This window comes from Dehalococcoidia bacterium (assembly GCA_003597995.1).
Lineage (GTDB): Bacteria > Chloroflexota > Dehalococcoidia > Dehalococcoidales > UBA1222 > SURF-27.
Map to the genome: position 1 here is coordinate 12,910 of QZJY01000030.1, position 26,511 is coordinate 39,420.

Annotated in this window: 26 protein-coding genes; 22 read left to right on the forward strand and 4 right to left on the reverse strand. The window is 55.0% G+C overall.

Going from position 1 to position 26,511, the window contains the following annotated elements; all coding sequences use genetic code 11:
• Positions 1–155: 155 nt before the first annotated feature.
• From C4542_04505 to C4542_04520, 4 genes are all read left to right on the forward strand, one after another.
• The gene (locus C4542_04505) at positions 156–1,190 is read left to right on the forward strand and encodes a DUF4238 domain-containing protein (GenBank protein ID RJO62184.1); all 1,035 of its coding nucleotides are present in this window, start codon (positions 156–158) and stop codon (positions 1,188–1,190) included.
• Positions 1,191–1,274: 84 nt separating this feature from the next.
• Positions 1,275–2,480, forward strand: coding sequence for an NAD(P)/FAD-dependent oxidoreductase (locus C4542_04510; GenBank protein ID RJO62185.1), 1,206 nt, complete (start codon positions 1,275–1,277; stop codon positions 2,478–2,480).
• Positions 2,473–3,279 (forward strand): transcription elongation factor GreA, encoded by an 807-nt coding sequence (gene greA / locus C4542_04515; protein ID RJO62186.1) that lies wholly within the window; start codon positions 2,473–2,475, stop codon positions 3,277–3,279. Before C4542_04510 ends, greA begins: the two co-directional genes overlap by 8 nt.
• Before the next feature lie 81 nt (positions 3,280–3,360).
• Positions 3,361–3,681, forward strand: coding sequence for a DUF4870 domain-containing protein (locus C4542_04520; GenBank protein RJO62187.1), 321 nt, complete (start codon positions 3,361–3,363; stop codon positions 3,679–3,681).
• Between the two features lie 260 nt (positions 3,682–3,941).
• Here the strand turns inward: C4542_04520 and C4542_04525 are convergent, their stop codons facing one another.
• A complete protein-coding gene (locus tag C4542_04525; protein ID RJO62188.1) occupies positions 3,942–4,148 on the reverse strand; it encodes a hypothetical protein in 207 nt (68 codons plus the stop codon).
• 1,199 nt (positions 4,149–5,347) lie between these two features.
• On the opposite strand from C4542_04525, the gene C4542_04530 reads away from it, so the two are divergent.
• The 15 genes from C4542_04530 to trxA all read left to right on the forward strand — a co-directional run bounded on the left by C4542_04530 (position 5,348) and on the right by trxA (position 21,871).
• The gene (locus C4542_04530; GenBank protein RJO62230.1) at positions 5,348–6,130 is read left to right on the forward strand and encodes a carbon monoxide dehydrogenase; all 783 of its coding nucleotides are present in this window, start codon (positions 5,348–5,350) and stop codon (positions 6,128–6,130) included.
• 32 nt (positions 6,131–6,162) lie between these two features.
• Positions 6,163–7,944 carry a formate--tetrahydrofolate ligase gene (locus tag C4542_04535; GenBank protein ID RJO62189.1) on the forward strand — a complete coding sequence of 594 codons (1,782 nt, stop codon included), beginning with the start codon at positions 6,163–6,165 and terminating at the stop codon, positions 7,942–7,944.
• Between the two features lie 126 nt (positions 7,945–8,070).
• Positions 8,071–9,987: a DUF4445 domain-containing protein gene (locus C4542_04540; protein ID RJO62190.1), complete on the forward strand. Its 1,917-nt coding sequence runs from the start codon at positions 8,071–8,073 to the stop codon at positions 9,985–9,987.
• Positions 9,984–10,763 (forward strand): carbon monoxide dehydrogenase, encoded by a 780-nt coding sequence (locus C4542_04545; protein RJO62191.1) that lies wholly within the window; start codon positions 9,984–9,986, stop codon positions 10,761–10,763. The genes C4542_04540 and C4542_04545 overlap by 4 nt, the downstream gene beginning before the upstream one ends.
• On the forward strand, positions 10,760–11,647 hold the full coding sequence (locus C4542_04550; protein ID RJO62192.1) for a bifunctional 5,10-methylene-tetrahydrofolate dehydrogenase/5,10-methylene-tetrahydrofolate cyclohydrolase: 888 nt from the start codon (positions 10,760–10,762) through the stop codon (positions 11,645–11,647). The genes C4542_04545 and C4542_04550 overlap by 4 nt, the downstream gene beginning before the upstream one ends.
• Positions 11,644–11,874, forward strand: a complete 231-nt coding sequence (locus C4542_04555; protein ID RJO62193.1) for a hypothetical protein — start codon at positions 11,644–11,646, stop codon at positions 11,872–11,874. Before C4542_04550 ends, C4542_04555 begins: the two co-directional genes overlap by 4 nt.
• 110 nt (positions 11,875–11,984) lie before the next feature.
• Entirely contained in the window at positions 11,985–12,932 is a 948-nt protein-coding gene (locus C4542_04560) for an acetyl-CoA decarbonylase/synthase complex subunit delta (GenBank protein ID RJO62194.1), read from the forward strand.
• Between the two features lie 73 nt (positions 12,933–13,005).
• Positions 13,006–13,428 (forward strand): transcriptional repressor, encoded by a 423-nt coding sequence (locus C4542_04565; protein RJO62195.1) that lies wholly within the window; start codon positions 13,006–13,008, stop codon positions 13,426–13,428.
• Complete coding sequence (gene cooS / locus C4542_04570) at positions 13,421–15,388, forward strand: anaerobic carbon-monoxide dehydrogenase catalytic subunit (protein RJO62196.1); 1,968 nt, start codon at positions 13,421–13,423, stop codon at positions 15,386–15,388. The genes C4542_04565 and cooS overlap by 8 nt, the downstream gene beginning before the upstream one ends.
• On the forward strand, positions 15,389–17,593 hold the full coding sequence (gene cdhC / locus C4542_04575) for a CO dehydrogenase/CO-methylating acetyl-CoA synthase complex subunit beta (protein RJO62197.1): 2,205 nt from the start codon (positions 15,389–15,391) through the stop codon (positions 17,591–17,593). It begins immediately after the preceding gene.
• A 134-nt stretch (positions 17,594–17,727) separates the two neighbouring features.
• Positions 17,728–19,074 (forward strand): acetyl-CoA decarbonylase/synthase complex subunit gamma, encoded by a 1,347-nt coding sequence (locus tag C4542_04580; protein ID RJO62198.1) that lies wholly within the window; start codon positions 17,728–17,730, stop codon positions 19,072–19,074.
• Positions 19,075–19,258: 184 nt separating this feature from the next.
• Positions 19,259–20,140, forward strand: coding sequence for a dihydropteroate synthase (locus tag C4542_04585; GenBank protein RJO62199.1), 882 nt, complete (start codon positions 19,259–19,261; stop codon positions 20,138–20,140).
• A gap of 55 nt (positions 20,141–20,195) precedes the next feature.
• Complete coding sequence (locus C4542_04590; GenBank protein RJO62200.1) at positions 20,196–20,645, forward strand: hypothetical protein; 450 nt, start codon at positions 20,196–20,198, stop codon at positions 20,643–20,645.
• Between the two features lie 108 nt (positions 20,646–20,753).
• Complete coding sequence (locus C4542_04595) at positions 20,754–21,404, forward strand: DUF3786 domain-containing protein (protein RJO62201.1); 651 nt, start codon at positions 20,754–20,756, stop codon at positions 21,402–21,404.
• Between the two features lie 140 nt (positions 21,405–21,544).
• Complete coding sequence (gene trxA / locus C4542_04600; GenBank protein ID RJO62202.1) at positions 21,545–21,871, forward strand: thioredoxin; 327 nt, start codon at positions 21,545–21,547, stop codon at positions 21,869–21,871.
• 80 nt (positions 21,872–21,951) lie between these two features.
• Here trxA and C4542_04605 read toward each other — a convergent pair whose 3' ends face one another.
• From C4542_04605 to C4542_04615, 3 genes are all read right to left on the reverse strand, one after another.
• On the reverse strand, positions 21,952–22,743 hold the full coding sequence (locus C4542_04605; GenBank protein RJO62203.1) for an ABC transporter ATP-binding protein: 792 nt from the start codon (positions 22,741–22,743) through the stop codon (positions 21,952–21,954).
• Positions 22,744–22,750: 7 nt separating this feature from the next.
• Complete coding sequence (locus C4542_04610) at positions 22,751–23,755, reverse strand: iron ABC transporter permease (protein RJO62231.1); 1,005 nt, start codon at positions 23,753–23,755, stop codon at positions 22,751–22,753.
• A gap of 102 nt (positions 23,756–23,857) precedes the next feature.
• Entirely contained in the window at positions 23,858–24,895 is a 1,038-nt protein-coding gene (locus C4542_04615; GenBank protein ID RJO62204.1) for a cobalamin-binding protein, read from the reverse strand.
• A gap of 369 nt (positions 24,896–25,264) precedes the next feature.
• On the opposite strand from C4542_04615, the gene C4542_04620 reads away from it, so the two are divergent.
• The 3 genes from C4542_04620 to C4542_04630 are packed head-to-tail and all read left to right on the forward strand — an operon-like array spanning position 25,265 to position 26,492.
• Positions 25,265–25,957 carry a cytochrome c biogenesis protein CcdA gene (locus C4542_04620; protein ID RJO62205.1) on the forward strand — a complete coding sequence of 231 codons (693 nt, stop codon included), beginning with the start codon at positions 25,265–25,267 and terminating at the stop codon, positions 25,955–25,957.
• Positions 25,958–25,970: 13 nt separating this feature from the next.
• Positions 25,971–26,183, forward strand: a complete 213-nt coding sequence (locus tag C4542_04625; GenBank protein RJO62206.1) for a hypothetical protein — start codon at positions 25,971–25,973, stop codon at positions 26,181–26,183.
• Positions 26,184–26,210: 27 nt separating this feature from the next.
• Complete coding sequence (locus tag C4542_04630; protein ID RJO62207.1) at positions 26,211–26,492, forward strand: TlpA family protein disulfide reductase; 282 nt, start codon at positions 26,211–26,213, stop codon at positions 26,490–26,492.
• The last annotated feature ends 19 nt before the right edge of the window (positions 26,493–26,511 follow it).

Consider the following 26,511-nt stretch of genomic DNA (forward strand, 5'->3'; position numbering starts at 1 on the left):
AGTTGAATATTCTAACACGGGGTGAGCATAGTGGCAATTTGAGAGTGATGAAGGGTATGATTAACCCATTATCCGACAAAAACACATTTAATGCAGTGTTATAATTCCACTAATAATTAATTCCCGTCTGAAGTTTTAGTTGAAACTGAAGTAATATGACTGAGTTTAAGTCTTGGAATGAGCCAAATTTGAGCTTTACTGAGGTTAGGCGTCAGCATTATGTGCCCCAACTCTTACTACGTGAATTTGTAGTAGATAACAAGATTCGTGTATTTGATCTTGACGAAAATACCGAATTTAGAACATCCACAGTAAATGCGGCAGTTGCGAATCAATTTTATGATGAGCATATCGCAGACTATCATCTTTCCACTGAAACTTGGCTTGCAAACCTAGAAAATGAAGCAGCACCAATTATTAAAAAGTTGTTGGACAACCCAGACACCTTATCGTCTCTATCTACTGAAAACGAAGTTTCTTTCTCTAGGTTTCTTGCCGCGCTTCGATTTCGTACCCCGGCATTTAGAGAAAGAATGGAAAAAACATTTGCTGATATGCTAACAGAAATAAAGAAGATGGGTAAAAGGCAAATTTATGCTCAATTTGATAAAGCAGAGGCAGACTATCACTGGGCGGATATTGAAAATAAACCAGATTCATGGTGGTTTCAAGAAACAGAACCTCACCAGCAGACTAACATTACTAATCATATGCTTGGGGAAATTCAAGGATATGCGAATCTTCTCCGAGCCGCTCCCTGGCGAATTGGGCGTGTACCAGATTCTTGTCGTCTCTATTCGTCAGACAATCCAATTTCGGGTTATCTTCAACCAGTTCGTCTAGTTGGTGAAGGCGGTGCTTTTTCTTCGTTTACTTATTATGTTCCTTTATCTCCTAAATTACTCTTAGAAATAATGCGTAGACCAGACAATAATGATAAAGAGAGCTTACAGCCTCGTGGTGGAAGAAAATGTAAAAATTTTTCGGAATGGGAAATAGCATTCGCAAGAAACGTAATCACGAACGACGCTCGTAGGTATCTGTTTGGAGATGGGACAATAGTGCTCAAGAATGAGGCTAATGACTTTTTGGAGAGGATAGGTAAAGTCCAAATAGAGTTCTCCATTCGGTATTTCGGCTACAACCCTTCCTCCTTTCACCAGATGGGGAACAATATTATGCGCCTATAATGCTCCTCACATTGGGCATAGAAAATCGGCTAGAAAACGCGTTTCCGTGTTATAATTCCATGAGATAGACTATTTCAACAAAAAATGAACCGTTACGATTTTCTGGTGGTGGGCGGTGGCCCTATCGGCTGCCGGGCGGCGTATAAACTGTCCAAAGCCGGGTACCAGGTGGCTGTCCTGGAGAAGAACCCCTCCGTGGGAGGTCCCGTCTGCTGCACGGGCATCGTCAGCCGCGAGTGCCTCAGGCGTTTCAGCATACCACCTGAACTGGTCTTGAAAGAGCTTAACAGTGCCTCTGTATTCTCTCCATCCGGTAAATCGCTCAGGCTCGAACGTTCCGAAGTACAGGCCGCCGTCATCGACCGCGGCGCATTTAACGCCTGGATGGCGCGTCAGGCTCAGGACGAGGGGGTTGATTATAAACTGGCACATAACGTCACGGATGTCATGATTAATCCCGATGGAGTGATGCTTAAGGCCGACCGCCGAGGCAAAGAGGAGCATTTCGAAGCTCACGCGCTGGTGTTAGCCTGTGGCTTCGGCTCGCGGCTCCCCGAGAAACTGGGCTTTGACCGGGCGCGGGACTGGACGGTCGGCGCGCAGGCGGAGGTGGAGGCCCCTGACCTCGCTGAGGTCGAGGGGTATCTCGGCCGGGATGTCGCGCCGGGTTTCTTCGGCTGGCTGGTGCCGTCGGGCGGCTCCACGGCGCTGGCCGGGCTGATGGCTGGAAAAGAGGCCGGCACCCGCCTGGAAGCCTTCCTGGCTTTGCTCAAAAAGCAAGGGAGGATAAAGGCCGTCACGGGAAAACCAGCGTATCGTGGTATAACGCTCACGACTCCCCGACAGACATATGCCAATCGGATACTCCTCGCGGGCGACGCCGCCGGGCAGGTCAAGCCTCTGACGGGCGGGGGCCTTTTCTTCGGCCTGCTGTGCGCCGACATAGCCGCCGACACGCTGCACTCCGCACTGGAAAAAGGGGACTTCTCCGCTTCACGTTTATCCTCGTACCAGAAAGAGTGGAAACGTCTGCTGGGGTGGGAACTGCGCCTGGGTGGCTGGGCGCACCGGCTCTACGGGAGGCTATCGGATGCGCGCCTGGAATGGCTCGTGGCTCTGGCCGAGCGCAAAGGGCTGGCCGCCCGGCTGTCCGCATCAAGCGGGATTGGCTTCGACTGGCATGGAAGTGCTATGCTTCATATCGTGAAACAGGTGGTGTGGCCGTCCGCTAGAAGGCCCTCCCCGGGCACTCCCGCTAATAATCCGCAAGAAGAGAGGTCTCATGTCTGAAAATACCCCGGGGATGACTTTGAATGACGCCGCCGGCAAGTTTTTGAGAGGACTGCCGCCCGATATCGCCAGGGCTTCCGCGCCTGAAGTGAGGCACTTCGTGAGCTGGTTTCGCGGCGAGAAGCTTATTGAAAGCCTGACGCCACTGGACGTCGCCGGATATTCGGAACGCTTTTCCGCCTCCGATACCGACCACGCGCGCAAGCTCGAGATACTGCGCAAGTTTCTGACCTGCGCCAAAAAAGAGGGCTGGACGGAGAGCAACCTGTCGGTACATCTCAAGGCCAGAAAAGATAAGACGCTGCCCGCAGCCCGCACGCCACAGACGCAAACCGATATGGGCGTGGTGACTCAGCAGGGATACGACGACATTCAAAAAGAACTGATTTTGCTCAGGAGCCAGCGCCCGACGGTGCTGGAGGACATCCGCCGCGCCGCCGCCGATAAAGACTTCCGCGAGAACGCTCCGCTGCATGCCGCGCGCGAACAGCTGGGGCACATCGACGGGCGTATCAAGGAACTCGAAGCCATCGTTAAAACGGCCACTATCATCGACCAGTCCGACAAATCCAGGTCGCGTGTGGCAGTGGGCAATACGGTGGTGCTGGTGGCGATGAACACGGGCAAGACGCAGACATACAAAATCGTCGGCCCCAAAGAGTCCGACCCGTCTAAGGGAAAAATTTCCCACGTTTCACCCATCGGCAAGGCCATCATCGGGAAGAAACAGGGCGAGACCGTCGAGGTGGTCGTGCCTTCTGGCAAAATCCATTACCGCATAGACAAAGTGGAAAATTAACCCCTTCTTAACGCAAAATCTATTGACACGCGCTTGCGGTGGGTATATCTTAAGCAATATCTTAAGAGGAGGGAATATTTGATGGCCGACAATTCTAATGGTCTGCAAGAAAACGTAGCGGGTTTATTATGCTATTTGTTTAGCTGGGTTTCAGGCCTTATCTTCTTCCTTATCGATAAGAGACCTACCGTACGATTCAACGCCATGCAATCGATCATACTGGGCGCGGCGTACTTTATCATTATTCTTATTTTAACTTTCACAGGTGTTGGGCTATTCGTAATACCGATATTCTGGATTCTGTTTATAGTTCTATCGATAATATTGATGGTAAGGGCTTACCAAGGAAATTCATGGAAATTACCCTTGCTTGGCAATCTCGCGGAGAAATGGGCCAAGTAAGCAGACACTCAATATTCTGACTGGTAAACTGATAAACAGAGCACCCAGCGTCCGCCCAAAATGGCGTGACGCTGGGTGCTCTGTTTTAGTCAGGAATACTTTAGACCCCTGGAGGCATGTCAGCTATGTGGGATTGCATCCGGCATCAACGATAGAGATATTTCGCTACAGCCGCTCGTGAAGCGCAAGAAATCTTTAGCTGAACCAACCACTGTAAGAGGCTGGCCAAACTCATCGAAATGCACCTGTAACGAAGGGTGTTAGACAGTGCGGTAGTGGATATTCCACTTGAGGCATAGCATATCCACGTAGTGTTTGACATCCGGGTTTGGTGCCTTGTACAGGTCGGATAGGAACCCGTGAAGCAGTTCGCCTCCGGTCATGCCGGGCGAGGGTTCATCTGGCCCGGGAAGGTTGACGAACACTATCTCCGTGAGGACTTTTTCGTAATCAATAGCAACGCCCATTAAATCCCTCCCTCTAAGTTTTTAACGGATTCTTCTTTATTCAAATATACTCGCATCAGAGGATATTGTCTACGGAGGAAGCGGATTTCAGACAGTGTATTACGTTTCTATCGTTCCAGGCTAAAAGAGTTTGCCCGCCCTCTTGCTGTGTCTTCTCCTGCGAACAGTTCCAAAGTTGGTTCTCAAAAGATTTCCAGGCACAGGCTCTTGCCCCGTGGTGTATCAGAAGTTATACTCCTGCTAGCATCAAAGGCAGCCGAGCATGTAATGAAAAAAATCAGAAAGCTTTTCCTTAAGATGGCTAAGGATATAACCGAGGAACTCAAGGAGATTGAAAAGTAAGCTTTGAGCTCCTGCCAGGCTTCTACAAAGAGACAGACACCCGGATAATCTAAAGCCTTGGTAATGAGTAAAGCCGTTCCTGTCTTTGACAAGAGCTATAAGTATTAGCCAACAATATCCCAATGTTCGTTCAATGGCAATGAGCGTAACTGAGATGGTTCATCGTACCTGTAAACGATAAAACCTGCCAATAAGCGGGTATTGACATTGGTGATAAAATACTATAGGGGTAGTATTCGTATTCGACTATCAACTGGCAGGTAATAGTCAAGTAAATAAGGAGAAATAATGAACATAACAATCGACCTGGTTCTGCTAATCTGTGGGTTTATCTGTTTTCTCCTGGCCACTTTTGGTGTAGGTGCCAAAATCAAAAATATCAACCTTGTTGCCTTAGGGCTAGCATTCTGGATTTTGACAGCCATAATTTAAGGTATCAACTGGCGGGTAAAAAGGCTTTCATGTGCCGTAGCCACTGATGAGAAATTAGTTCCTTTTTCATATATTCAGAGGCCATGTTATTTATCGGCTAGCGTACGCGTGGAATGGCAAATATCCCGACGTTTGCCCAATGGTATGACCATAGACCCCGCTTTCGCCCGAATGACACTCTGTAGGAAGTCAGGGGTGGCATCGGGATGACCGTGAGGGCCTTTACCGGATAGGGCGCTTTCAAACCCTCTCCCCCACCATCATTATTCATCGCTAAATAGTCTTGACTATCGTTTAATCAATCCGTTATACTATTAACCTAACCTGACCTCCTGATAACCTCAAAACCGGGTTAGCCAGTTTTCCAAGCTCTGATTTCAGTTAGCGGGAGAACTATTTTTATGCTCCCGTCGGTGAGGAACTTATTGAAGCTGGCAATTAGCGGCAAAGGCGGGGTAGGCAAAACTCTTCTCTCAGCCATGCTGGCCAAAACAATGGCGCAGGCAGGCTACTCCGTCACGGCTATAGACGCCGACCCCGACGCCAATCTGGCCCTCGCCCTGGGCTTCCCCGACGCGGATAAAATCACCCCTATTTCCGAGATGAAAGAACTCATCCAGGAGCGCACCGGCACGCAGCCCGGCGCAAGCTCCCCCTACTTCAAGATTAATCCCCGCGTGGACGACATCCCCGAGAAGTATTCCGTCAAGCATCAGGGCATCCGCCTGCTGGTGATGGGGCGTCCCAAGGCCGGCGGTGCCGGCTGCTACTGCCCGGAGAACGCCGTGCTGGCCGCTCTCATGGCACACCTGCTGCTGGCGCGTAACGAGATGGTGGTCATGGACATGGCGGCAGGCATAGAGCACCTCAGCCGGGGCACGGCCAGAGCAGTGGATAAGCTGATTATCGTGGTAGAGCCGGGACGCGCCAGCATAGACACCGCCGGGCGCATAGCTCAGCTCGCTAAGGACCTGGGTATCACGAGCCTCGCCGTGGTGGGCAACAAGGTGCATAACGCCGCCGAGAGAGATTTCATCGCCTCATCCCTGCCCGGTTTCGACATTCTGGGCTTCATCCCTTACGACGCTTCCATAATTCAAGCCGACCTGCAGAATAGCCCCGGGTTAGATGCGAGCCCGCAGATGATGCTGGCCGTCAAAGAAATTTTCAACAGGCTGACGCGGCAATCTATCCCTCACAGGGCGTAGATAATAAAGAATCGAGAAGGAGAAAGCCAAGCATGCCCAAATTCGACATCACCACCCTCGATCCCACCAAGCTGGCCGACTGGCAGGTAGCCGAAGAAGTCGAAAAGCACATGACGCCGGTTACGGAACTGGCCGATAAATGGGGCATCCTCAAAGAGGAACTGCTGCCCTACGGCCACTACATCGGCAAAATAGACTTCGCCGCCGTGCTCAAAAGGCTTGAGAAGCGGCCCAACGGTAAATACATAGACGTCACCGCCATCACCCCCACGCCCCTGGGCGAGGGCAAGAGCACCACCACCATGGGGCTGGTGCAGGGGTTGGGCAAACTGGGCAAGAACGTCTCCGGTGCTATCCGCCAGCCTTCAGGCGGACCTACTTTCAACATCAAGGGCAGCGCCGCCGGGGGCGGTCTCTCGCAATGCATCCCGCTGACTCCTTTCTCACTCGGCCTTACAGGAGACATAGATAACGTCACCAACGCCCATAACCTGGCCATGGTGGCCCTCACCGCCAGAATCCAGCACGAGTTCATCAATACCGACGAGTTTCTGGCCAAACGCAAGCTTAAGCGGCTCGACATCGACCCGCGCAACGTGCAGATGAAGTGGATAATGGACTTCTGCGCCCAGGCGCTGCGCGACATGGTCATAGGCCTCGGCGGCGAGATGGACGGCTTCATGATGCGCTCGGGATTCGCCATCTCGGTGAGTTCCGAAGTGATGGCCATACTGGCCGTCTTCAAAGACCTCAAGGATATGCGGGCGCGCATGGGCCGCATCGTGGTGGCCTACGACAAGCAGGGCAATCCCGTCACCACGCGCGACCTCGAGGTGGATGGAGCCATGACCGCCTGGATGGTGCGCGCCGCCAACCCCAACCTGATGCAGTCGCTGGAAGGCCAGCCTGTAATGGTGCACGCCGGGCCTTTCGCCAACATCGCCGTAGGGCAGTCCTCTATCGTGGCCGACCAGGTGGCCCTCAAGCTCTCGGACTACCACGTTACGGAGAGCGGTTTCGGCGCCGATATCGGCTTCGAGAAGTTCTGGGACATCAAGAGCCGCCTTTCCGGCCTGACACCCAACTGCGCCGTGGTGGTAGCCACCGTACGCGCCCTCAAAATGCACGGCGGCGGGCCGAAAGTGGTGCCCGGCAAACCGCTGGACGATGCCTATACCAAGCCCAATCCCGGCCTTGTCGAGAAAGGCGTGGCGAACCTGGTGGCGCACATCGAGACGGTCAAAAAGAGCGGCATCAAGCCGGTGGTGTGCATCAACAGCTTCTATACCGACGGCAAGGACGAGACCGAGGTCATCCGCCGTGCCGCCGAGACAGCCGGCGCGCGCGTGGCTGTATCTCAACACTGGCTGAAGGGAGGGGCGGGAGCCACCGAGCTCGCCGAGGCCGTCATGGATGCCTGCAAGGAGAAGGTGGACTTCAAGCTGCTTTACCCCAACACCATGCCGCTCAGGCAGCGCATCGAAACCATTGCCAGAGAGGTTTACGGCGCCGACGGCGTGAGTTATTCATCCGAAGCGCTGGCCAAGGCCGAGAGACTGGAAAAAGAACCCAACGCCAACGATATGTGCACCTGCATGGTAAAGACGCATTTAAGCCTGTCACACGACCCCACGTTAAAGAACCGTCCGAAAGGCTGGACGCTGCCCATCCGCGATATCCTCACCTATGCCGGTGCCGGCTTTGTCGTACCGGTGGCCGGAGACATCAAGCTCATGCCGGGAACGTCTTCCGACCCGGCTTTCAGGCGAGTTGACGTGGACACTGAGACAGGTAAAGTCAAAGGATTGTTCTAAGGATGGGAAATACTAAATTCTAATATCTAAATACTAAATAAGTTCAAATCAACAACATCAAAAAATCGTTTCGAATTTGGGATTTAGTGCTTATTTAGTATTTGGTGCTTGGTGCTTAGGATTTATATGTCTGCTGATTGCAAATTGAAATATAAGGTGCATTTTGAGCCCGACAACGTGGATGTTGTTGTGGATGAGGGCGCGAATTTGATGCAGTCCGCCATTGCGGCGGGCGTGCATATCAACGCCAATTGCGGTGGAACCGGCACCTGCGGCACGTGCAACGTACTGGTGAAAGAGGGGCATGTCGAAAGTCACCAGACCAGCAAAGTCTCCGCCGCCGACTATAAGAGAGGCATGAGACAATCCTGTCAAACTAAAGTAATGTCGGACATGGTGGTTGAAGTACCTGTTGAGTCGCGCCTTGAAACTTCGGTGTTGACCCAGGAGAAACTGACCACCGCCGCCATAGGGCAGACGCTGGCTACGGGATGGCGCTTTGCCCCGCCCGTTGAAAAACGACTGCTTGAGCTCACGCCGCCCAGTCTGGAAGACAACGCCAGCGACCTCAGCCGCCTTTTACGCTGCATAGAAAAAAGCTGCGGCCCGACAAACATCGAGGTTGATTTTGGAGCAGTCAACAAGCTTGCCAAGGTTGTGCGGGCCGCTGACTGGAAAGTGACCGCCACTTTCCTGGATAACAACGGCCTGCGCAGGCTCATAAATATCGAACCGGGGGATACCCGCGGAACCAATTATTCTCTGGCTTTCGATATCGGCACCACCGCCGTGCGCGGGCAATTGCTCGACCTTGCGCGCGGAAGCGTGCTGGCGCAGGCCATCGACTATAACGGACAGATAAGCTACGGGGCGGACGTCATTTCCCGTATCGCCCAGCGCGGCAAACCCGGCGGCCGGGAGAAGCTGCAGAAGGCCGTGGTGGAAACCCTTAACAAGCTGATTAAGGAGATGGTCGGGCAGGCTGAAGTCGGCATCGATAACGTCAACCACGTGGTGGTGGCTGCCAATACGGTCATGGTGCACCTGCTGCTCGGGCTCGACCCGCAGTATCTCAGGCTCTCGCCCTACGTGCCGACGGTCAGCAATCCGCCGCTGGTCAAGGCACAAGAGTTGGGAATTGATGTCGCGCAGCATGTTTATCTCTATGCCGTGCCTTCTGTAGCCAGCTATGTGGGCGGCGATATCGTGGCCGGCATACTCGGCAGCGGCATCTACCAGCGTCCCAAAGTTACCCTGTACATAGACATCGGCACCAACGGTGAGATAGTCGTGGGCAACCGCGACTGGATGGTCACTTCAGCCGCCTCCGCCGGGCCAACCTTCGAGGGGGGTGGCATAAAATGCGGCATGCTGGCCACCACCGGCGCTATTGAAGATTTCGAGCTGAAGGCCAAAAACGGAGAGCCGGGACTGAGCGTCATCGGCGGGGGAAAGCCGAAAGGCATCTGCGGCTCAGGCATAATCAACATGGCTGCCGTTATGCTGAGGACCGGGCTGGTAAGCCAGGACGGCAAGTTCAACACCGCCGCGACCCATCGTATCAGACAGGGCGACGACGGCTACGAGTACCTGCTTGTGCCTGCCGGAGAGAGCGCTACCGGCAAGGACATAGTTTTTACCGAGATAGACATGACCAACCTCATCCGCGCCAAGGCGGCCCTCTACGCCGGTTATCAAACACTGGTGAAGAGCGTGGGGAGCAGGATGGACAGCATCGACGAGGTAGTCATCGCCGGCACCTTCGGCAGCCGCCTCAATATCGAAAACGCTATCACCATCGGGCTGTTGCCGGACATGCCGCGAGATAAATTTATCTTCATCGGCAACGGCTCGCTGCTGGGGGCGCGGCTAATCTCGTACTCCGCCGACCTGCTGCGCGAAAGCCGCCGGGTGGCCGCCATGATGACCAACCTGGAGCTTTCCGAGAGAGCCGACTTCATGACCAATTACACCGCCGCCATGTTCCTGCCACACACCGAGGCCGGCCTCTTCCCGTCTGTAAAAATAGGGGGCGTCAGATGACGTTTTCCATCGCCATCGCCGGCAAAGGTGGCAGCGGGAAGACCACCACCTGCAGCCTGATGATTCGAGAGCTGAAAAACCGCGGCCTTACCCCTATCCTGGCCGTGGACGCCGACGGCAACGCCAATCTTCACGAGAGTCTGGGGCTCAAACTGGGGACCACCATCGGTTCCATACTGGCCGAATTTAATTCGGATAAGGTCAGCATCCCCTCGGGCATGAACAAGGGGGCCTTCCTGCAGGTGCGCCTTAACCAGGCAATCGTCGAAAGCAGGGGCATTGACCTGATACCCATGGGGAGGGGAGAGGGTACCGGCTGTTACTGCTACCCCAACAGCGTTCTCAAGGAATTCATAGACAGGCTCAAGGGCAACTATAAGTACATGGTGATGGACAACGAGGCCGGCATGGAACACCTCAGCCGCCGCACCACCGAAAACATCGACGAGCTTCTGATTGCCTCGGACTATTCGGTAAAAGGTATCCGCACGGCGGACCGCATCCGTGAACTCGTAAACGAATTGAAGTTAGACGTCAAGCGTGTTTCTTTCATCCTCACTCGCGTTCCCGGCAAATTAGATGAACGTATCACTGGAGAGCTCGCAGAACTCCACATCGAGCCCATAGCGCTCATCCCGCTGGATGCCGAAATCCAGCGCTTCGACCTGGAGCAGCGCTCTCTACTGGACCTGCCCGATACATCACCGGCAGTCCATGCGGTAAAAAAGCTGATGGACGAAGTATTAAAACCAAATCCGGTTGGGGGTGCGAGATGACAGCCAGAATTATCAGCGGCACCGAGATTGCCCGTCAGATTATGGAGGAGGTACGCCAGGAGGTAGCCGAACTCAAGGCAAAACACGGCCTGACACCCGGCCTGGCAACAGTACTGGTGGGTTTGGACCCTGCCTCGCAGGTGTATGTCGGCAGCAAAGTTAAAATGTGCCAGAGTCTGGGTATATATTCCGAGAGGCATGATATGCCGGCCGACACTCCGGAAGCCAAGCTGCTGGAGCTTGTTGACAAACTCAACCGCGACCCGCGCATTCACGGCATACTGGTTCAGGTGCCCCTCCCCAAACATATCAACGAGGGGAAAATTATCTTCGCCATCGACCCGGCCAAAGACGTGGACGGCTTCCACCCTGTAAGCGTGGGGCGCATGGTAATAGGCGAGCCGGGATTCCTGCCCTGCACCCCGCACGGCATACAGGTGCTGCTGGAGCGCAGCGGCGTCAAGACCGATGGAGTCGAGGTGGTGGTCGTAGGCCGCAGCAACATCGTGGGCAAGCCCATCGCCAATATCATGCTTCAGAAAGCCAGAGGCGCTAACGCCACGGTCACCATCTGCCACAGCGCCACGAGGGATATCGCCAGCCACACGCGGCGGGCGGATATACTAATCGCCGCTATCGGCAAGCCCAGATTTATCACCGCCGACATGGTCAAAGAAGGAGTGGTGGTCATAGACGTGGGCACTAACGAGGTCGGCAAAACAGCCGAGGGTAAGCGCATCCTGGCCGGCGATGTGGATTTCGAGGCGGTCAAGGAAAAGGCTGGCGCCATCACCCCGGTGCCGGGCGGCGTAGGCCCCATGACTATTATTATGCTTATGTCAAACACAGTCAAAGCCGCCAGGATGGCTTGCGGACTGGATTGAAGGTAGAGGTAATTATGAGCGATACATCCGAAACAAAATGCGCCGCGAACGGCGCGCCTGTGCTGGGCGAAACATTTGAGCCGGGCAAACCGGAGGGGAAGGACGACGGTCGCTGGCGACAAAAGCTAGGCACGCGCGCCGAGGAATTGAAATACCTGGAAACCGGCGAACGTTACTGGTACGGCAAGGACTGGCATGGAAGCGAGAAGCGCAAAATACCAGCTTAATAACAAAAATCCTAAATTCTAATATCTAAATCCTAAAGGATTTTGTGCTTAGGATTCTATTTAGTATTTGATGCTTAGTGCTTGGAATTTTCCATCAATAGGAGGCAGATGTGGCTCTGGAACTACCCAAACAAAACTATAGCGGACAGATAAAAACAGTCACGTTAGGTACAGGTACAAAAGCCGCCATCGTAGGCGGCGAGACCTGTTACCCTTTCTTTACATTTGAAGGTTCTATGCCCAACCTGCCGAAAATCGCCATGGAGGTCTACGACATTCAGCCTGATGACTGGCCGCCGGCAGCGTTGGAACCATTCTCCGGCGTGACGCACGACCCGCTGGCCTGGGCGCAGAAATGCGTGGCGGACTACGGCGCCGAGATGCTGTGCCTTCAACTTGCCAGCACCGACCCCAACGGAGCCAACGCCGGGGCGGAGGCGGCAGCGGCAACAGTCAAAAGAGTGGCAGACGGCGTAAACGTACCCCTGATTGTCTGGGGCACAGCCAACCACGAAAAAGATACCGAGGTGCTGAAGCGCGTCTGCGAGGTATGCCAGGACAAGAAGCTCATCGTCGGCCCCGTGGAAGAGGGGGACTATAAAAAAATCGCCGCCGTAGCGCTGGGCTACGGTCATACTATTGCCGCCTCTTCGCCTATCGACATCAACCTGGCCAAGCAGCTTAACATTCTATTGGGAAACCTGGGCGTGCCCGACAGCCAGATTGTGCTCGACCCCACAGTTTCCAGCATCGGCTACGGCATCGAGTACTGTTATTCGGTGATAGAGCGCATCCGCATGGCGGCGCTCACCCAGCAGGACGAAAAGCTGGCCTCACCCATCATCGTGAACATTGCCCGCGAGACCTGGAAAAGCAAAGAGGCCAAGCTGCCGACAGAGCAGGACCCGAAACTGGGCGACGTCCGTGGGCGCGGCATCCTGCTGGAGGCCATGTCCGCCTGGGTGCTGCTTCTAGCCGGTGGCGATGTAGCCGTCATGCGCCATCCGGAGGCCATCAGGCTGGTCAAAGGCATGATAGCCGAAATATCTCAGGCCTAAAAAGGACCATCGTATTTGACTATGTATAAATATTTATAATATAATCAGTAACTATTATCATTAAAGAAAAGCTATGAGCAGCCGCAACACCAAACAGAAAGAGGCCATCCTCAGAGTACTGAGGAAAACGCCGGACCACGCAGACGCGCGCTGGATACACCTGCAGGTGCGCCGCTCGCTGCCTCACATCAGTCTGGGAACGGTTTATCGTAATCTCAAGGCACTGACGGAGGAAGGACACATATCCGCCCTTGACATGGGCAGCGGCAGCCGTTTCGACGGCAAACCGGGCAATCATGCCCACTTTCACTGCCAGAAATGCGGCGCGATTATCAACCTGGAGGAGACTTCAGACGCATCCATGGATAAAAATGTCTCGGATAAACACCGCCTGTCGGTGGCATTCCACCGGCTGGATTTTTTCGGTTTATGCCCCGCCTGCCAGCGGGCTTCCACACCCCCCGTGAATAAAAAGAGTGGAGTACAACATGGCTGAAGAAGAACGCCAGCATAGCATTGACCCTGCGACTGTCGAGATGATAGCCAAAGCCAAAGCCGATGGCGCGTCTATCGTCTTCGAGCGCGCCGACAAGATGAAACCCTGCCCCATCGGACAGGAAGGCAGTTGCTGCCGCCAGTGCAGCATGGGGCCTTGCCGCGTGCCCATGGGTAAAAATAAAGAGGAAACAGCGGAGGAAAAAGCCAAACGCAAGGGTGTTTGCGGTGCCACCGCCGAGACCATCGCCGCGCGCCATTTCGCGCGTATGGTAGCCGCCGGTTCCGCCGCCCATAGCGACCATGCCCGCAAGTCGGTCGAGGCGTTTCTGCTGACAGCTGAAGGCAAAGCCCCCGGTTTCAGTATTAAAGACGAGCAGAAGTTGCTGGCGCTGGCCCTCGATTTCGGTGTTGAGATAGGCGAGCGCACCAATGAGGCCATCGCCGCTGACATCGGGAAGCTGGCTTTGCAGGAATTCGGGCAGCAAAACGGAGAACTGCGGCTGATGCGCAGAGCGCCGCTCAAGCGCCAGGAGTTGTGGCGCAAGCAGGAAGTAGCTCCGCGCGGCATAGACCGCGAAGTGGTGGAGAGCATGCACCGCACCCACATGGGCGTGGACCAGGACTATCACAGCCTGCTGGCCCAGAGCATGCGGACGGCTCTGGCCGACGGCTGGGGCGGCAGCATGATAGCCACCGAGCTGCAGGACGTCATGTTCGGCACGCCCGCGCCCGTGTTCAGCCAGATTAACCTGGGCGTACTAAAAGCGGATGAGGTCAATATCATCATCCACGGCCACGAGCCGCAGCTGGCCGAAATACTGGCGGTGATGGCCCAGGACCCCGAGCTGATTGCTTACGCCAGAAGCAAGGGTGCTAACGGCATCAACCTGGCGGGCATGTGCTGCACCGCCAACGAGATACTGATGCGCCACGGAATGCCAATAGCGGGCAACTTCCTGCAGCAGGAGCTGGCTATCGTGACTGGAGCGCTGGAAGCCCTGGTTGTTGATGTGCAGTGCATCATGCAGGGCATCCAGGGCGTGGCCCAGTGCTACCACACCAAGATTATCACCACTGACCCGCGCGCCCACATCGCGGAGGCCATGCACATCGAGTTCGACGAGCATAATGCCATCGAGACGGCTAAGAACATCTTGCGCACAGCCATCGACAACTTCCCCAATAGAGGAAAGAATATACATATCCCACAGGAGAAGACCGACCTCATCGCCGGTTTCAGCCACGAGACCATCAACTACCTGCAGGGAGGCTTGTTCCGCGCTTCTTACCGCCCGCTAAATGAGAATATCATCAACGGGCGTATACGCGGCGTTGCCGGGGTGGTAGGCTGCAACAACGCCCGTGTCACCCACGACGACATGCACGTGCGGCTGGTTAAAGAACTTATCAAGAACGATGTGCTGGTGCTGCAGACGGGCTGCGCCGCCATGGCCTGCGCCAAGGTCGGGCTGATGCTGCCCGAAGCCGCCGCCGAAGCCGGACCGGGGTTACGTTCGGTATGTGAGGCGCTGGGCATCCCACCGGTGCTGCACCTGGGCTCCTGCGTGGACAACGCGCGTATCCTCATCGCCGCCACCGCCATGGTCAAGGACGGCGGCCTGGGCGACGACCTCTCCGACCTGCCGGTGGCCGGCGCCGCCCCCGAGTGGATGAGCGAGAAGGCACTCTCCATCGGGCAGTACTTCGTGGGTTCCGGCATCTTCACCGTCTTCGGCGTCAACTGGCCCACTATCGGCAGCAAAGAGGTGACCGATTTCCTCTTCAAAGACTATGAAAATTTGTACGGCGGTATGTGGGCCTTTGAGGCCGACCCCATTCAGATGGCGAAGCTGATGATCGACCACATCGATAAAAAACGCAAAGCCCTGGGTATCGACAAGGCCCGCGAGCGCGTCCTCTTCGACATGGATATGCGCCGCTCTATGGAGGCAGTCTAGATGTCTAAAATCATCGCTTCCGCCGCCATCCGGGGGGCCTATAAAATCATCGAGCGCGCCGAGGGCAAATATCAGGAAGCTCTAAAAAAATGGGGGCCGGACCAGGGGGTGGGTTTCCCCAACACGGCCTACTATCTCCCTATCATTTACGCCATTCTCGGTCTAAAGGTGGAGAAACTGGGGGACATGAAAGCCGTTCTCGAGCGCTGTCGCCGCTTGCTGCCTCCACTGGTGCGCGAGATTCATCCGCTGCCCTACCTGGCCCCGGCGCTGGATGCCGGCATGGCGACCCTGTTCGCCGAGGAGATTATCGAGGCCATCCGTTATCTTGAGACGCCTGACTTTTATACCAAAATGGAGGACCCCTCGGACGACAACCTCTGGCTGGGCGCCGCTGATGATGTCATCCTGCGCAAACGCGGCGTGGAGTTTGTGGACGGAACCGCGCCAGGATTCGCCGCCATACTGGGAGCAGCGCCCACCAAAGAAATCGCCGCCAAAATCGCCGGCGAACTTCAGCAAAAAAACCTCTACGTCTTTATGTGCGCCGAAAACTGCGGCCAGCGTTTCTCCGAGCAACTGGTAAGCGCAGGCGTGCAGATAGGATGGCCGACGCGGCTCGTTCCGTTCGGGCCGGATGTGTCGGCCACCGTTTTCGCCATTGGTTTCGCCGCCCGCGTGGCCATGTCTTTCGGTAGTGTCAAGCCCGGCGATTACAGGGCCAACCTGATATACAACAAGGACCGCACCTTCGCCTTCGCCATGCCCCTGGGCTATGTCAGCGACGAGTGGTACGCCAATGCCGCCGGGGCTATTAATTTCGGCTTCCCCACTATCGCCGACACTCCTATTCCCGAGGTGCTTCCCAGCGGTATCTGCAGCTACGAGCATGTGGTATCCAATGTTCCGCATGACAAAATAGTGACGCGGGCGCTGGAAGTACGCGGCCTCAAGGTTAACGTGGCCGAGGTGCCCGTCCCGGTGGCTTACGGCCCGGCTTATGAAGGAGAGCGCGTCAGGGGAGACGACATTTACCTGGAATGCGGCGGAGGCCGCACCCAGATGGTTGAATGGATCACCTCCAGGCGCATGGACGAGGTGGAAGACGGCCGGATTGAGGTCATAGGCCCGGAAATCACCGACGTGCCGGCAGGCTCCAAGCTGCCGATGGCTATCGCAGTGGAGGTGGCCGGACGACAGATGCAGGAGGACTACGAACCCATACTGGAGCGTCAGGTGCATCACCTGATCAATTACGCCCAGGGCGTGATGCACATCGGCCAACGCGACATCGCCTGGATCAGGATAAGCAAGTCCGCCGTAGAAAAGGGCTTCCGCCTGCGTGACATCGGGGTCATACTGCACTCCAAGCTGCACCAGGATTTCGGGCGCATCTTCGACAAGCTTCAGGTAAAAATCTACACCACCGATGACAAAGTCAAAGAGGTCGCGGCCACGGCCAAGGCCATTTATGCAGTGCGCGACGCCCGCATCGAGGGCATGACAGACGAGACCACCGATACTTATTATTCTTGCCTGCTGTGCCAGTCCTTCGCCCCCAGCCACGTGTGCGTGGTCTCGCCGGAGCGCACCGGCTTGTGCGGCTCCTACAACTGGATGGACTGCAAGGCCTCTTTCGAAATCAATCCCACCGGCCCCAACCAGCCCGTTCCCAAGGGCGAGCCTATCGATGCCCGCCTGGGGCAGTGGAAGGGGGTCAACGAGTTTATCTTCAAAGCCTCGCGCGGCAAGATGCCCTCATATAACTTCTACAGCATCATCGTCGACCCGGCCACCGCCTGCGGCTGCATGGAGTGCATCGCCGCCATACTGCCCATGTGCAACGGCGTCATGACGGTCAACCGCGAGTTCGCCGGCATGACCCCATCGGGCATGAAATTCACCACCCTGGCAGGTACGGTAGGCGGGGGCATCAGTACGCCGGGCTTCGTGGGCCACAGCAAATACAATATCGCCCAGCGCAAGTTCCTGGCTGCCGAAGGCGGTATCAAGCGCCTGGTGTGGATGCCGAAGATGCTCAAGGAGGAATTAAGGGACAGATTTAACGCCCGGGCTCAGGAGATAGGCATACCCAACCTGCTGGACATGATAGCCGACGAATCGGTAGGCGACACCGAAGAGGCTATCCTGACATTCCTCACGGAAAAAGGCCATCCCGCGCTGACTATGGAACCAATAATGTAGAAGGAGATAAAATCCTAAATTCTAATATCTAAATACTAAACGGATTTTGGATTTGTATTTTTGGTATTATTTAGGATTTAGTACTTAGTGCTTAGTATTTGGTGCTCAGGATTTATCATTAAGGGAGATATACCATGCCATTATCCGGGATAGAGATATTCAAGCTGCTGCCCAAGACCAACTGCGGCAAGTGCGGCGTGCCCACCTGCCTGGCTTTCGCCATGAGCCTGGCTGCCGGCAAGGCTGAGCTGGCTGCCTGCCCGTTCGTGACCGCCGAAGCCAAGACAAAACTGGAGGAAGCCTCGGCTCCTCCCATCCGCCCCATCGTTATTGGCAGCGGCGAGCGCATGCTCAAGGTCGGCGGCGAAACAGTGCTCTTCCGCCACGAGAAGCGCTTCGAGAATCCGCCCGGTTTGGCCATCCTCATCAGCGACAATATGGAAGATGCCGAGGTCGGGGCAAGGCTGAAGCGCTTCAAAGAGCTTTCGTACGTCAGGGTCGGCCTCAAGCTGAGACCGGAGCTGATAGCGCTAAGGTGCGATTCAAACGACGCCGCGAAGTTCACCGCCCTGGTATCGAGAGTCAAAGCGGGGAGCGACGGCGGCATTATCCTCATGACATTAAACCCTGATGTTATGGCATCGGCGCTGAAGGTTTGCGCAGAACGAAAGCCGCTACTCTATGCGGCCAACATGGACAATGCGGATAAGATGGCCAACCTGGCGAAAGAAGCCGGTTGCCCCCTTGTAGCCAAGTCGTCCGGACTGGATGAACTGGCTGCCCTCACTGAAAAGCTGACACAACTCGGAGTAAAGGACATCGTTATCGACTCCGGCGCGCGCAAGATCAAACAGGCCTTGCAGGACCAGGTGATGATACGCCGTCTGGCGCTCAATAAAAAATTCCGCCCGCTGGGCTTCCCCACCATCATACTGGCAAACGAGATGACGAACGACCCCATGCAGGAGGCGCTGGTGGCCGCCACCTTCATCGCCAAGTACGGCGGCATCATCGTGCTGTCGGATTTCCAGGGCGAGACTCTTTTCCCGCTGCTCGTGCTGCGCATGAACCTGTATTCCGACCCGCAGCGCCCGCTGGCCACCACCGAGGGCATATACGACATCGGCGGGCCCGGCGAAAATTCACCGGTGCTGGTCACCTCCAACTTTTCGCTGACCTATTTCATCGTTTCCGGCGAGATTGAAAACTCGCGCGTGCCCACATACCTTATAGTCAAAGATACCGAAGGCCTTTCAGTCATGACCGCCTGGGCCGCCGGCAAGTTCGCCGCCGACAACATCGCGGCGCTGGTGAAAAAGAGCGGCATCGCCGACAAGGTCAAGCACCGCAAGATAGTAATCCCCGGCTACATCGCTTCCGAGAGCGGCGGCCTGGAAGAAGAATTGCCCGGTTGGCAGGTGCTGGTAGGTCCACGCGAGGGGGCGCACATACCTCCATATCTAAAGAATTGGAAAGTATAGGAGGATACAAAATCCTAAGCACTAAATGCTAAATACTAAACAAGCACGAATTTCAAAGCACTAATGCTCAAAACATTTGGTTCATTGACATTTGGATTTTGGTATTTTTTAGGATTTAGATATTAGAATTTAGGATTTGCTTAGAGTTTAAATAGTCGAATTTTGAATCTTGTTCCAGGAGAAGATGATGATACTGCTTGGCGAAAACATTAATATTATGTCCCAGACTATCGGCCCGGCCATGAAGGAGCGCCAGGGAGAGCCTATCCTCAAGATGGCCGCCGAAGAAAATAAGGCCGACATAGACTATCTGGAGCTCAACATAGGCCCGGCTAAAAAGACGGGGGCTGAACTTATGCCCTGGCTGGTCCAGACAGTACAGGCGGTTACGGACAAACCCCTGTCGCTGGATACCACCAATCCCGAGGCTATCGAAGCCGGGCTTAAATTGTGCAAAAAACGCGCTCTTATCAATTCCATATCGTTACAGCCGGAACGGCTGGAGAAAACCCTGCCGCTGGTAACCAGATATCACGCCGAGATGATAGGCCTGCTGTGGGGCGTGGAGGGCATGCCGCGCGACGTCAACGAACGCTGCATGCACACCGTAGACCTGGTGTACAAAGCCAGCGAGTGCGGCATCCCCAACGAGGACATCTGGATCGACCCCATCGCCACTCCTGTAAGCGGCGAAATCAGCCAGGTAAAGGCCTGTCTGGAGTTTTTGCAGATGCTGCCGGAGATTGCCCCGGGCTGCAAGTCAATCGTCGGCCTGTCCAATGTCTCTAACGGGACGCCGTCCCACCTCAGGCCATACCTCAACCGCACCTACCTGACGATGCTGGCGCGCTACGGCCTGTATTCAGCCATAGTCGATGCCCTGGATGCCGAACTGATTCAGATGGCGCGCGGTCGGAAGCCGGAAATAGTCTCTCTAATCTACAAGGCCATGGACGGAGAGCCGATAGACATGGCTGCCCTCGGCGCGGAGGAAGCCAAATACGTCAAGACTGTGCGCGTGCTCACGGGAGAGGCGCTGTATTCCAACGCATGGCTTGAAGCGTAAAGCACAAAATATTAAACAATATCAAAAGTTCTAAATTTTTTGTAAGGAGGCTCAAATGAAAGGGATAACTTTTCTTTTAGCCCTCTGTGCGGTATTTTTATTCTCTTGTTCGGTTCCACAGACTGTCACCATATCCAAGGTTATGACGACTACGGCTGTAAATACCGCCAAGCCACCAAAAACTTATAGTAGCTTCCTGCTTGAAAGCAGTTTAACATTCACGGCGGCTTCGGGCGATAGAGTGGTTTGCGAGATACAGGATAGTCAAATCAATAAAACAGCCTTATTTTTCATAAAAGACCCGTACGGGAATACAGTGGTTGAATCTGCTAGGAAAACAGTCAAATATTATTATTCTAATGACATGATGACCACCAGTACTCAGCAATACCCTTGGACTTATTCCTTTTTTGCTACAAGCGATGGACAATACACATTGGGAATATCTAATTCGGAGAATGGGTGGAGATTCACGAGCGTCACAATTACGGTGTACCCAAAATGAGCCATCGCCAAATTTTTGTATTTTTAAATTTGGAATTATTTAGGATTTAGATATTAGAATTTTGAATTTGTTTCGTTTTTCGATATTCGAATTTCGAGTTTATATCGTATGGATAGACAAGAATCTCCCCAACCAGCCAGGCGCGGTTTCGATGAGGCTTACCAGCAAGCCTACCAACTGGCAAGCCGAAGGCTGAAGGACACCGCCGACCTCCATGCCCTGTGCCGCCGGAGCGACGCCACGCTGGCAGAAGAAGCGGGAGAAAAGATTATCTCGTTGGATTACCTTGGCCGGTCCTGCCGTGTCATTCTGCCGGATGTAGAGGCCTCCGTTACGAACGGAGAGCCGCTCTCTCCCCGCGACAAGCTCATAATCCTGCATTACCTCAACACGGCTGACGGCAGCCCCCTTACGGACAGGCTTATCACCTTCAAGGAATTGCCGGAGGGCGCTGTTTATTACCCGACTTATGTCAAGCGCACCATCAAGCCGCTGCTGGATAAATTCGCCGACAGGCCGGAAGCTCTGATGGTCGCCGCCGGGGATATTGGCGGGATTAAGGCCGAAACGGGCGATTTCTCTTTCCGCCTGAATCCCCTGCCCCGCGTGCCGCTTACCTTCACCTTGTGGCTGGGCGACGAGGAACTGCCTCCCGAAGGGAATATCCTTTTCGACAGCTCCATCACGGGCTACCTGCCTACCGAAGACATCACCGTCCTGTGCGAAATACTGGCCTGGAAGCTGGTCAGATTGGGTTGACGCGCGTCATTAAGCCTTGCGAGGTTGCGGCTTTGGTCGGAAACATTCGTAGTTGATAGTGATAATTTTAAGCACAAAAGTTGACACCCAAAATGCAATTCTATACCATAGAATCAAAGACGGATTAAAGGAGAAGACAAGTGTTAATAGACGTTACCGACCAGAGTTTCGACGCTGAAGTATTAAAGGCCAACCTGCCTGTTTTGATAGATATGTGGGCGCCGTGGTGCGGCCCTTGCCGCATGGTCGAGCCCATTCTAAAAAAGCTTTCCGACAAGTACCAGGGCAAGGTCAAGTTCTGCCGCATGAACGTGGACGAGAACCAGAAAACACCCTCCCAGTACCGCGTCATGTCCATCCCCAATATGCTGTTCATCAAGAGCGGCAAGGTGATAGATACCGCCGTAGGCGCCATGCCGGAAGCCGCCTTGCAGAGCAAAGTGGATGCCCTGCTGGCCGCCAAGTAAAACCATACCTCATAATATCAAACGAGGAGGAGACCGCGGTCTCCTCCTCGTTTTAGTTTCCCCAGATTGATTGCAGATTCTCAATGAGCGTTCAGGCTGGCGCCAGCCCTGGGCAGGATGGCCGGCAGGCCGTCGATGCTGTAAACAGCGCTCCCCGCCCCGTACACCTCGCTGATGTTCTCCTGGGTGACCACCTGCGCCGGTGTCCCTTCGGCCTTGATGACGCCGTCATGCAGCAGGATAAGCCGGTCGCAGTACTGCACCGCCAGGTTGAGGTCGTGCAGCGCCACACCCACCGTCAGACCCTGTTTGCGGCACATCTCTTTCATCAGGTCGAGCACCTCTATCTGCCGCCCGATGTCCAAGTTGGAAGTGGGCTCATCCAGCAGTATGCCCTCGGTCTGCTGCGCCAGCACACGCGCTATGACGACGCTCTGTATCTCACCACCGGAAAGCTCACCTATCCTGCGATTTGAAAGATGATGCGTGCGCGTCTTCTCCATGGCCTGCCGCGCGATTTCCATATCGCGCCCACCCTCGTACTGAAAAAGACCCAGGTGCGGGTTGCGCCCCATCAGCACCACCTCGAAGGCGGTGAAATTGCTGGGCAGCAGCGGTATCTGCGGCACCACACCCACCAGGCGCGCCATCTCCATGTGCGGGATATGCGACACGTCCCTCCCATTGAGGGTAACGCTGCCGGAGGCGGGAGCCATGACGCGACTGATAGCCTTGACGATAGTGGATTTGCCGCAGCCGTTAGGCCCCACCAGCCCGGTCATACGCCCCGGTTCAAGCGTGAAACTGATGTCGCGCACCACCACATTGTGACCGTAACTCAGTGTCAGATTATTGACTTCGATTTTCAGCATAGCGGCCTCAGAAGAGCATCCTGGCCTTGCGCCTGAGAAGATATAGAAAGAAGGGCGCCCCAGCCAGTGCGGTTATCACGCCTATGGGTATCTCGGAAGGCGCCAGCATGGTGCGCGCCAGCAGGTCTCCCAGGATTAAGAAGATGGCGCCGCAGAGCATGGCAAGCGGCAGCAGGAAGCGGTAGTCCGGACCCCATACGAGGCGCACGGCGTGCGGTATGATGATGCCTACGAAACCGATAATGCCGACGAAAGAAACAGCCGCCGCCGTAATGAGCGTGGCAACTATGAGCAGCACCAGTTTGAGCCGTTCCACGTTGACGCCGAGTTGCTTGGCCTGCTCTTCATCCAGTTGCATGATGTTGAGCGGCCGTCCGAACAGCAGTATGAAACACGAACCGATGAGAGTGATAGGCAAAACCAACTGCAGCTCCGACCACTGGCTGAGCGAGAAGCTGCCCGACAGCCAGAACATGATGCTGCGCATCACCTGCCCGCTGGTGATGGTAAGGTAGGCCACCACCGCCCCCAGCAAAGCCCCCAGAGCTACGCCCGCCAGTATGAGGGTGGACATGGGCAGCGTTTTACCCACCCGCGCCAGGCTGTAGACCATCATGACGCTAGCGAGCGCCCCGGCGAAAGCCAGGGCGGGAATCAGCCCGTAGGTGACCCCCAAGCCCGTCACCGGCAGCAAAAAGCCGATGACCGCCCCCAGCGCAGCGCCCTGCGCCACGCCTATGAGGTAAGGGTCGGCCAGCGGGTTACGGAACAACCCCTGGTAAGTGGCTCCGGCCACCGAGAGCGCCATGCCGACGGTCCCCGCCAGCAATACGCGCGGCAGCCGGATGTCCCAGACTATGGTCTGAGTGCCAATGCTCCAGTCAGGAGTAATACTGATAAACGGCAGCCTGTCGATGAGTATGCGCCATGTATCCCCCAGCGGAATTTTGACGCTTCCGATGGAAGTGGCCAGAACTATAACCAGAGTGAGAAGGAGAAACAGTCCAGCCAGAGAGAGCAGGCGGCTGCGCCAGTGAGCCGGGCCCGTCACCTGCTCCTGACCTGTCCTCGATTTCAAAACTCGTTGATGAGTCAATCAGGTCTCTCTTCTGGATTATTTAGATGTGGTGGTCGTTCCCATGTATTTGGTGACAAACTGCGGGAACAGCTCCGGATGAATCATGGCCGCCATCCACTCAAAACCCTGTATGATGCGCGGCACAGGCCGGTTGGTGAGCGAGGCGTTGATGCCGAAGACCTTGCCGGACACCCGCGCGGCTATCGTTTTCAGGCGCGGCTCGGTCTGTACGAAAACGAGCGGAGCGTCGCCGCCGGGAAAGGCGTAGTCCACGTTGCAGATGACCACCTGCGGATTGGCATCGATCACCGACTCCAGCGAAAGGGTAGGGAAGCCGGTCTGGGTCTGCACGATGCTGTTGCCCCCCGCCTTGGTGATCATCTCATAGATGGGCGTATCTGTGCCTGATGACATCAGCGGCTCCTGCCAGAGGACGTAGAGCACGCGCGGTTTCTGAGCATCCGTCAGATTGAGAGTCTTGTCCGTGATGGCCTTGATGCGTTTCTGCATATCGGCTACGATAGATTTAGCCTCTTTGCTCGTGCCGGTGAGCCGTCCGATGGTTGAAACAGAGTCCGTTATCTCAGTCAGGTTGTGCGGCACCAGCGCATAAACCTTGAACCCCAGTCTCTCCAGCGCTGGAATGACCTCCGCCTTGTGGATGTCCTCCGCCAGGATGAGGTCGGGGGTCAGGCTGACCACTTTTTCGATGTCGATATCCGAATAGCCACCTATCTTTGGTTTGGATTTGGCGGCTTCAGGATAGTCGCAGTAGAGGGTGTCACCCACTACCCTGTCGCCCAGACCCAGGTCGAAAAGGATTTCCGTGTTGCTGGGCGCCAGTGAGACGATACGCTGCGGAGCCTTATCGATGGTAATGGTGCGCCCCAGGTCATCGCTGACGGTCATGGGGAAGGTAGTGCTGAGCGGAGCAACACCGGTGGTGTCTGCGGTTTTGGCGCAGCCGATGCCCAGCACGCTAGAGGCTGTCAAAACAAGAATCAGCAGCAAGCCTAACGTCTTTGAAATGACACCAAGTCCAAAAAAATTACGTAATTGCCTGAATTTAGGCACAATATTCTCTCCTCACTTATTTTTCAAGCGGCTTAAAATGAAAATCCCCTGCTTCGTGGGCAGGGGATTGCTCGTCATGTGGACATGCCTGTACCTCCTGGTCCCGCGGAGACGACACCCAAGGCTCTGGCGTTCTGACTTGCCCGGTCGCTACCGGGATTACAGCAGGCGGTACTGTGTCGGGATTTCACCGACTTGCCTTCCAGACCTACCCGCCCACGCTTGCAACTTGCGAAGCGCATGCGGCGGGCCTCGGGGTTGCCTATTAAATTAGAACTAGACTACTACAACAGGGAGAAGCGTGTCAAGCTTTTTGGCTTTCAGCTTCGAGAGACAGCCTTTAGCCTTTCCTGATATAATAATCCATACATGGAAAACGTCACTGTCTGGTACGCCTTTGGCGCTGGTGTCGCTTCATTTGTAACCCCCTGCGTCTTGCCGATGGTGCCTATCTATCTTGCCAGTCTGGCTGGTCCAGAGATACTTGAAAGCGGCTATTCTCACCGTTGGCTGTTGTTCCTGCACTCCTTGAGTTTCGTGGTTGGCATGGGACTGGTTTTTACCCTCGCCGGAGCGCTGGCAGGACTGGCAGGCATAAACATCAATCCCAATTCCCCGTTGGCCCGTAACATTTCGGGCGGGCTGCTTATCTTTTTTGGGCTCTTCATGTTAGGGTCGGCCTTCATTCCCTGGCTTAATTTCGAGAAACATCTCTCGCCAAAAGCCAGTCTCAGAAGCGGCTACGCGCGTTCTTTTCTTGTCGGGGCAGCCTTCACTGTGGCATGGACTCCATGTGTCGGCCCGGTACTTGGCAGCGTGTTGACTTTGGCAGTTAACGCGGAGACAGTGGGGCGCGGGGCATTCCTCCTTGCAGTATATTCGCTTGGCCTGGGGCTGCCGTTTTTATTGATAGGCGCTTTCTTCAGCACGCTAATGCCACTTCTCAAGCGCATCGGACGATTCAGCCGCTGGATATATTTGGCCAGTGGAGCGCTGCTGGTGATTGCTGGTATACTGATACTGCTGGGCAAGCTCAGCTTCCTTTATCTTAATAGTTGGTAAGGATGAAAATGTTATGTTAAATAAAATGATGGCTGTTGCGCTGGCAGTCTTTCTTATGCTGACGCTTGTAGCGGGATGCGCCAAATCGGATGGCAATGCGAACTTCGGTAACGCCGTCGGTAGTCGCGCTTACGATTTCTCGATGCCTGATTTGAAGGGCAATACGGTTACCTTATCCGACCTGAGCGGACGCCCGGTATTCCTCAACTTCTGGTATGCCGGCTGACCCTACTGCGTAGAGGAGTTTCCTCTCATAGAGTCTATTTACAAACAGGAAGCAGCCAAAGCCGATGGCGCTGTAATTCTGACGGTCGACATCCGGGATTCCCTCGAAGGGGCAACGGCCTTTATGAATTCTCGCGGTTATACCGTGCCGGTGCTTCTCGATGCGCATTACGGCAATTCGATGCTGTATGGAGTGTCCGGGGTTCCTATGACGGTCTTTATCGACAGGAAAGGCATTATCAGATACATCAAGTTGGGTCCGTTTAAAAGCCTGTCCGAGATTCAGAACGGCCTTGGCAAGATAACCTGAGCGAAGCGAGATTAAGAAG